Annotated in this window: 1 protein-coding gene and 1 pseudogene; both read left to right on the top strand. The window is 50.9% G+C overall.

The genetic code is table 11. The features are described from left to right. Positions 1-686, top strand: a pseudogene (locus tag PSI15_RS18095) (TraI domain-containing protein); the annotation flags it as partial. A gap of 92 nt (positions 687-778) precedes the next feature. Beyond that, positions 779-1063 (top strand): phage integrase N-terminal SAM-like domain-containing protein (locus tag PSI15_RS18090; RefSeq protein WP_273584732.1); only part of this gene is annotated, 285 nt, incomplete at its 3' end.

Below are 1063 nucleotides of genomic sequence, written 5' to 3'. Positions count from 1 at the left end.
TGAGACTGGCAAAAGGGCATCTGTTGCCGCCGGGGGCGGCACCGGAAACGCAGGTCATCCAGAGCCTGCTGTGGCAGGCGGTGGTATTCTGGGCGGCGTTGTTTTACCACCTGCCGTTATTGCAGGAGTTGGAAGGTGAGCTGGAGGATGGGCATGGCTGGCAGCCGGGATTGTGGACGCCGGACCGCCGCTTTCGGTTTCGGTTCACACAACCAGATTTTCCTGTGCCACTGAAAGCCCTGTTGGCGGCCCGTTTACTGCCGGAAGACGCAGTGAGCTGGTTGTTTCTGGTGCCGGAAGCATGGCGCTGTCTGACCCTGCATCTGGGCGGCCAGCCCGCCTCCGTGCCGTTGATTGATACCTTGCTTCAGGAAGCCGCCGGGCAGGTACAGTCTCCTTTGCTGAAATTGGCAGAGACTTCTGAGATATCTGATGCCGCAGAAGAGGAACTGTCCGAATCTGGCCGGGTGTCTCCACCCTCCCCATTGGAAGCGGCACCGGCAACCGAGCCATCTGATGATAGTGATACTGATACCCTGGCGTTATTGTCGTTATTTCAATCCGGTCAGGGATCTTCTCATCAGCATGTTGCAAAAAATGACCATCACGGTTCAAAACTCACCGAACGGCCTGTGCCGGAGGAAGAAACGGTTGCCACTCATAGTCACTTAAAGACATTATTGTAATGTAAATGATTTTGATAATTATTTATCTGTTTATTTTAAATAAAGCTATTTTAAACAACCCATTGTCATGGTGTTATTAGGAAGAGAATCACATGTTACAAACAGCAGAAAAAATTGGTTGGGATGAATTATTGGATGAGTACTTTTTTTCACATATGTTGCGGCCGGCAACCGAGTGGAGCTACAGAAAGGTGAAGCGGGTATTTGTCAACTTTATGGGGGAAACGGTGCAGCCGGAAGAGGTGACTCACCGGGATGTCCTGAAGTGGCGGCGTTACCTTCTGGGGGAACAGAAGCAGTCCAGCCATACTTGGAACAATAAGGTGGCTCACCTGCGGGCGATTTTTAATTTCGGAATAGAAAGAAAATTATTACCG

It is taken from the genome of Xenorhabdus sp. PR6a, assembly GCF_028599065.1.
In the GTDB taxonomy this organism is placed as follows: domain Bacteria; phylum Pseudomonadota; class Gammaproteobacteria; order Enterobacterales; family Enterobacteriaceae; genus Xenorhabdus; species Xenorhabdus doucetiae.
This window is presented reverse-complemented; position numbering and strand designations above follow the sequence as displayed.